This is a genomic window from Micromonospora sp. WMMB482 (genome assembly GCF_019038635.1).
In the GTDB taxonomy this organism is placed as follows: domain Bacteria; phylum Actinomycetota; class Actinomycetes; order Mycobacteriales; family Micromonosporaceae; genus Micromonospora; species Micromonospora marina.
In genome coordinates this window covers 1-6,598 of record NZ_JAHOPD010000005.1, presented here as the reverse complement: position 1 = coordinate 6,598, position 6,598 = coordinate 1, and the positions used below count along the sequence as shown (strand labels likewise).

At 72.0% G+C, this 6,598-nt stretch carries 2 protein-coding genes and 4 pseudogenes; 4 read left to right on the top strand and 2 right to left on the bottom strand.

What is annotated here, in order from left to right; genetic code table 11:
- Positions 1–1,049 (bottom strand): annotated as a pseudogene (locus tag KSK32_RS00300) (PEP/pyruvate-binding domain-containing protein); the annotation flags it as partial.
- A 397-nt stretch (positions 1,050–1,446) separates the two neighbouring features.
- Here KSK32_RS00300 and KSK32_RS00295 point away from each other — a divergent pair.
- A pseudogene (locus KSK32_RS00295) lies at positions 1,447–3,169 on the top strand (beta-N-acetylhexosaminidase); the annotation flags it as partial.
- A gap of 559 nt (positions 3,170–3,728) precedes the next feature.
- Positions 3,729–4,382 carry a C39 family peptidase gene (locus KSK32_RS00290; RefSeq protein WP_216927935.1) on the top strand — a complete coding sequence of 218 codons (654 nt, stop codon included), beginning with the start codon at positions 3,729–3,731 and terminating at the stop codon, positions 4,380–4,382.
- 138 nt (positions 4,383–4,520) lie between these two features.
- Here the strand turns inward: KSK32_RS00290 and KSK32_RS34795 are convergent.
- Positions 4,521–5,105, bottom strand: a pseudogene (locus KSK32_RS34795) (TetR/AcrR family transcriptional regulator); the annotation flags it as partial.
- Positions 5,106–5,451: 346 nt separating this feature from the next.
- Here KSK32_RS34795 and KSK32_RS34330 point away from each other — a divergent pair.
- Positions 5,452–6,254: pseudogene (locus KSK32_RS34330) on the top strand (ATP-binding cassette domain-containing protein).
- A gap of 75 nt (positions 6,255–6,329) precedes the next feature.
- A partial coding sequence (locus tag KSK32_RS00270) for an aldo/keto reductase (RefSeq protein ID WP_216927933.1) occupies positions 6,330–6,598 on the top strand: 269 nt, incomplete at its 3' end.

Below are 6,598 nucleotides of genomic sequence, written 5' to 3'. Positions count from 1 at the left end.
GGCGGCGGTGCGCTTGCCGACGCGGGTCTGGAGCATCCAGAGCTTGCCGCGCTCGATGGTGAACTCGATGTCGCAGAGGTCCTTGTAGTGCTCCTCCAGCCGGGCCATGATGCCGAGCAGCTGGTCGTAGGAGGTCTTGTCGAGCTGCTCCAGCTCCTGCAACGGCACCGTGTTGCGGATGCCGGCCACCACGTCCTCGCCCTGGGCGTTGGCCAGGTAGTCGCCGTAGATGCCCTGTGCCCCGCTGCCCGGGTCGCGGGTGAACGCGACGCCGGTACCGAGTCGGGACCGAGGTTGCCGAAGACCATCGTCACCACGTTGACGGCGGTGCCCAGGTCGGCCGGGATGCGCTCCTGCCGGCGGTAGAGCACCGCCCGCTCCGCGTTCCACGAGTCGAAGACCGCGCGGATGGCGAGGTCGAGCTGCTCGCGCGGCTCCTGCGGGAATTCGCGGCCGGTGTGCTTGGCGAAGATCTGCTTGTACGCGTCGACCAGCCCGCGCAGATCGCCGGCGTCCAGGTCGAGGTCGTTGTGCGTTCCCTTGGCGCGCTTGATCTCGTCGAGCGCGTGCTCGAACTCCTCGCCCGGCACCTCGCAGACGGTCTTGCCGAACATCTGGATCAGCCGGCGGTACGAGTCCCAGGCGAATCTGTCGTTCCCACCCGCCTGGTTGCTCAGGCCGATCACGCTACGGTCGTTGAGACCCACGTTGAGGACGGTCTCCATCATGCCCGGCATGGAGAACTTGGCGCCGGAGCGTACCGAGACCAGCAGCGGATCGTCCGGGTCGCCGAGGCGCCGGCCCATCTCGCGCTCCAGGGCCTCCAAGTGCGCCTCGATCTGCGCGGCCAGTCCGTCCGGCTCGCGCCCGGTCGTCAGGTACGCCTTGCAGGCCTCCGTGGTGATCGTGAAGCCGGGCGGAACCGGCAGACCGAGATTCGTCATCTCGGCCAGGTTGGCCCCCTTGCCGCCGAGCAGATCCTTGAGATCCTTGTTGCCCTCGGCGAAGTCGTAGACGTACTTCCGCTCGACCGAATCGTGCGCTGCCACCAGAGCCTCCCACGCGCGCCATTGACACTTAACGAAGGTTCAGTTCGGACATACCCCGGTAGTGACCACCGGCAATCCCGGCTCGTCAGCGTCGGTGGGCCGAAGGCTAGGCGAACTTCGCGAAACCTGGGAGCGTTCGGTGACTTTCGGCACAACGGTCACCACAATCCGCGTTCGTACGGGTTTTTGGGAACGCTTCCACGAGCACGATCACGCAATTCCGATTCCCCTCGTACTCTTGACGTCACTGCATCTCGCGGAACCTGACCTTTGCCATATACCGCGCGAATACACCCCTCGGAGCGTCGCCGTGCCGACCAACCCCGCGGCCCCGGAGACCGGGCCGGAGCCGTCCGACACCCGTCCCACCAGCCCTTCCGTGACATGCCGCCGCCGGATGCGGCCTCGCCCGGCGCGCTCGCCGCGCCCTCCACGGGCCAGCCCGGCGTGGCGGCGCCCGCCGCCGGCCTGCCCGGGGTGGCCGCGCCCGCCGCCGAGCTGGCCCGTGCCGCAGAGGGCCGGGCCGCCGGGGCGCTCGCCGGACCGGCGCCGGTCCGGCTGGGCGACGTGGTGCCCGCGCCCGAGCAGGTACGCCCGGACCCGGCCGGTGACTTCACGCTCGGCGCGGACGCCGTGCTGCGGGTCAGCCCCGCCGGGCGGGACGTGGCCGAACAGCTCGCCGGCTGGCTGCGCCCGGCCACCGGTTTCCCGCTCCCGGTCACCGACACCGCCGAGGGCGGCCCGCTGGCGCTCACGCTGTCCCCGGCGGCTCCCGACGGCCTCGTCGAGTCCGACGGTTCCGGCGGGCCGGACGGCGCGCGCCTCGGGGACGAGGGCTACCGCCTCGACGTGACCAGCGGGGGCGTCCGGATCACCGCCGTCACCCCGGCCGGGCTGTTCCACGGCGCGCAGACGCTGCGGCAGCTGCTACCCGCGCCGATCGAGAGCCCGACCGCTGTCACCGCGCGCTGGGCGGTGCCCGGCGGCACGATCGTCGACCGGCCACGCTTCGCCTACCGGGGCGCGATGCTCGACGTCGCCCGCCACTTCTTCGCGGTCGAGGACGTGCTGCGGGTGGTCGACCACCTGGCCCGCTACAAGCTCAACCACCTGCACCTGCACCTCACCGACGACCAGGGCTGGCGGATCGCCGTCGACTCGTGGCCGCGGCTCGCCGAGGTCGGCGGGACCACCGCGGTCGGCGGTGGCCCCGGCGGCTGGTACACCCGGGACGACTACCGCCGGATCGTCGCGTACGCGGCCCGCCGCCACGTGACGGTGGTGCCGGAGATCGACCTGCCGGGCCACACGAACGCGGCCCTTGTCGCGTACCCCGAACTGGCCCCCGACAAGACCGCGCCGCCGCCGTACACCGGCACCGAGGTGGGGTTCAGCTACGTCGACCCGGCCGACGAGCGGACGTACGCCTTCGTCGCCGACGTGCTCGGCGAGGTGGCCGCGCTGACCCCCGGGCCGTGGCTGCACCTCGGCGGCGACGAGGCGTTCAAGGTGCCCGCCGAGAGCTACCGCGCCTTCATCGTGCGGGCGCAGTCGCTGGTCGCGGCCACCGGGAAGACGGTCGTCGGCTGGCACCAGCTCGCCCGGCCGAGCACGTCGACGGGCGGGTCCTGCAGTGGTGGGGCACGAACGGCGACGACCCGGAGACGGCGGAGGCGGTGCGTCGGGGCGCCCGGCTGATCCTCTCCCCCGGCAACCACGCGTACCTGGACATGAAGTACGCCCCGGACACCCCGATCGGGCACGACTGGGCCGGTCTGATCGACGTACGCCGGGCGTACGAGTGGGATCCGGGCAGCCACGTGCGGGGCGTACCAGCCGAGGCGGTGCTGGGTGTGGAGGCGCCGCTGTGGACCGAGTCGGTCACGACGCTCGCCGAGGTCGAGTACATGTTCTTCCCGCGCCTGCCCGCCGTCGCCGAACTCGGCTGGTCACCGCGCGAGACACACGACTGGTCCGGGTTCCGCAGCCGGCTGGCCGCCCACGGCCCGAGGTGGACGACGGCCGGCATCACCTTCCACCGTTCCCCTGAGATCCCCTGGCCCTCCACCTCCCCGCCCCAGATCCCCACCCAACCGACCCCCACCCAAACGTCTCCCTACCCCCAGGCCCACCCCACCCGGTCGATCATGAAGTTGACGGCGGCAAACCGGACACAAACGCCACGGGGGCGCACCTCAGCCTCAGGCGGACACAAAGTCCTTGATCGACAGGGGTGGCGAGGGCGGCCCTGGGGGGTGGAGCTATCGGGCGATGTGGCGGGCCGGTCGGCGGGTGCACCGGTGGGGTCGATGTGCGGATCTCGGGTGGTCGGGGCCACCGGCGGGGTGGAATCGGGGGTAGGTGCGCGGCGTTGTACATGGCAGACCGCGCCGCACCCGCCGACCGCCCGCCCCGCGGGCCGGGAATCAGGCCGGGACGCCGGTCGTTACATCCGCGGAGCCGCCGAGCAGGCCGGGAGCGCCTGTCGAACCGGCCCACCGCCGGGCAGCCCCACCGGGAATGACCCCGGGGCCCCGGTCGTTACATCCCCGAGCTGCCGGAGCGGGCCATCCCCCGGCCGCCCGACGAACCACCGGCCCGACGCACATGCCGGGCCACTCGATCTTTCTTCGCGGCATCCCCCATCGCCGCGTACCCCCGACAGAGAGGCAACTGATCATGGCTACCACTCTGCTGCGCAAGACCGTTCTGACCGCCGCCGGCATCGCCGCGACCGCCGGTGGGATCGCCGGCCCGGCGATCGCCGCCCACGCCGCCCCCGCCGAGAAGGCCGCCGCCGTGGCCGACCGCAAGGGTCACGGTGAGCGCGAACTCGACGTGCGCTACGAAGCCCAGCCCAACTTCTACTACTGCGGCCCCGCCGCCGCCCGCAACGCGCTGAGCGTGCAGGGCAAGAACATCGACGTCGACACCATGGCCCGCGAGATGGGCACCACGGAGAACGGCACCAACAGCATCAACGACATCACCCCGGTGCTCAACAAGGAGACCGGCCGCAAGGACGCCTACAAGTCGGTCGAGATCAGCACCCCCAAGGCCGACGACAAGCAGACCGACAGGCTGCGCGCCGACATCGTCCGCACCATCGACGACGGCCGCGCCGTGGTCGCCAACATCGCCGGCACCGCTGTCGACACCGACGGGAACACCCACTCCTTCGAGGGCGGTCACTACATCAGCGTCATCGGCTACCGGGACGACGGCCACACCGTCACCATCGCCGACAGCGCCAACCCGAACACGGCCTCCTACCGGATGAGCGTCGACAACCTCGCCGACTGGATCGCCACCCGCGGCTACTCGGCCTCCTGACCCACCGAACACCGACCAGGGCCCGACCCCACCGGGGGTCGGGCCCTGGTCGCGTCGACGGTCAGCGCCGCCGCCGCGGGCGAGACCGTCGAGGAACACCTCCAACCCGAGCGTGAACCGGAGGTCGGGATCGCCCTGGAACAACATCTGTCCCATAGCGGTGGTGTGCGGGAAGTCCTGGGCCGGCAGGTTCCGGTAGTGCTCCGCGACGACCGCCCAGTGCCGCGCCACCGAGTCCGCGCCCGCGCGCTCGCTGAGCCGTCTGCGGGCCGTGTCGAGGGCGTCTGCGGTGACGTACAACGACAGCCGGTCCAGCGCCCAGGCGCACACGTCGTCGGGGAACCCGGCCGTACGCAGGGTCGCCAGCAGCGCCTCGGCGATCCGCACCGAGTTGCCGCCGACCGGCCGCCCGGACATGGCGATGGAGGCGATGTCGCCGTGACGGAGCAGTGCGGCGCGGACCTCGCCAGCCAACTCGGACAGCGCGCGGCGCCAGTCCCGACCGTCCGCCGGTAGGCGCACCTCCGCCAGGACGCGGTCGAGGGCCAGATCCAACAGCTCGTCCTTGCCGGCGACGTGCCGATAGATGGACGCGGGCCCGGTGCCGAACGCGTCGGCGATCGTGCGCATGCTCACCGCGTCGACGCCCCGACGGCCGACCAGATCCAGCGCGGCGGCGACGATCGCGTCCCGGGCCAGCGCCGGCCGCGACGACTGTCCCACCGGTCCTCCGATCCTGGCGTCGGCCGTCCGACCGCGCGACGGGACCCGGCGGCGACCACCGCACGGGCGGGTCTTCCCGGCCACCGTTCCGGGACACGCCGTTGGGACAGCTGTACGACACGCCGATCACCGAATGACATCGCTCGATAGCGGAGCGCAGTGTCCAGCGTTGCTGCCCGATCGCGTCGAGGGGGTGCCATGGCGGGGTGACCCGTGCCGGTTATCCGCGCTGATCCGTGCGGCGATCACTCTCGCCTGGGCGACCAGCCGCCGGGACACCGCCGCCTCGCTGGCCTGAAACGTCGCCGCCTGTGCTCACCACGCTCTGCCTGCTCGCCACCACCGGGTGCTCCACCAACTGTTCGCGGCCGACCCGACTGGCTCGCCCGGATCACGCTGCTGGTGGGCGGTGTGGTGGCGCTCGCGGCGGCGGCCACCGCGCCGCTCGCGCTCCGGTCCGCGCGTACGAGCCTGCGCACGGCGGTCTTCGCCACCAACTCGCTCTACGAGGACGCCCTCTGCTACCAGGACTACCGCGACTTCCTCGCCCGGGCGACGCGGCAGATCCCGTCGGGCGGCGCCTGCCGGTCGACGGTTTCGAGCGCATCGACGCCGAGCGGGTCAGCCTGCCCTACCCGGAACCGACACGGCCGCTGTCGCCGAGGTCAGCCTGACGGTCCGGCGCGGCGAGGTGATCGCGCTGGTGGGGGAGAACGGCTCCGGCAAGACCACCCTCGCGAAGCTGATCGCCGGCCTCTACCGGCCCAACGCGGCACGATCCGCTGGGACGGCGTGGACGCCGCCGAACTGGACCCACGGCAGACCGCCGCCCAGGTCGCGGTGATGAGCCAGGACTGGTGGAAGTTGCCGTTCACCGCCCGGCAGAACATCCGAGCCGGCCGCCACGACCCCACCGGCGGACCCGGCCCCAGCGTGGAGACCGCCGCCCGCGACGCCGCCGCGCACAACGTGTTCAGCGAGCTGCCGTTCGGGTACGACACGCTGCTCGACCGGCAGCTCAAGGACGGGCAGGACCTGTCCGGCGGGCAGTGGCAACGGCTGGTGGCCGCACGCGGTCTCGACCGCGAGCTGTTCGAGTTGCAGGCGGCCGGCCACCTCGCCGGCAGCGCCGAACCCGCCGACGGTTGACCTCCAGCGCACTCGAACTCCTACCGTGACCGGACCGCGCGCCACCGGACGGCGCGATGCGACCCAGGAGTTCACATGCGCTATCGCGTCCTCGGCGGCACCGGCATCGAGGTCAGCGTCCACTGTCTCGGCACGATGATGTTCGGCGCGGTCGGCAACCCCGACCACGACGACTGCGCCCGGATCGTCCACGCGGCACTCGACCGCGGGATCAACGTCGTGGACACCGCCGACATGTACTCGGCCGGCGAGTCGGAGGAGATCGTCGGCAAGGCCCTGCGCGGCCGGCGCGACGACGTGGTGCTCGCCACGAAGGTCCACTTCCCGATGGGGGAGGGGCCCAA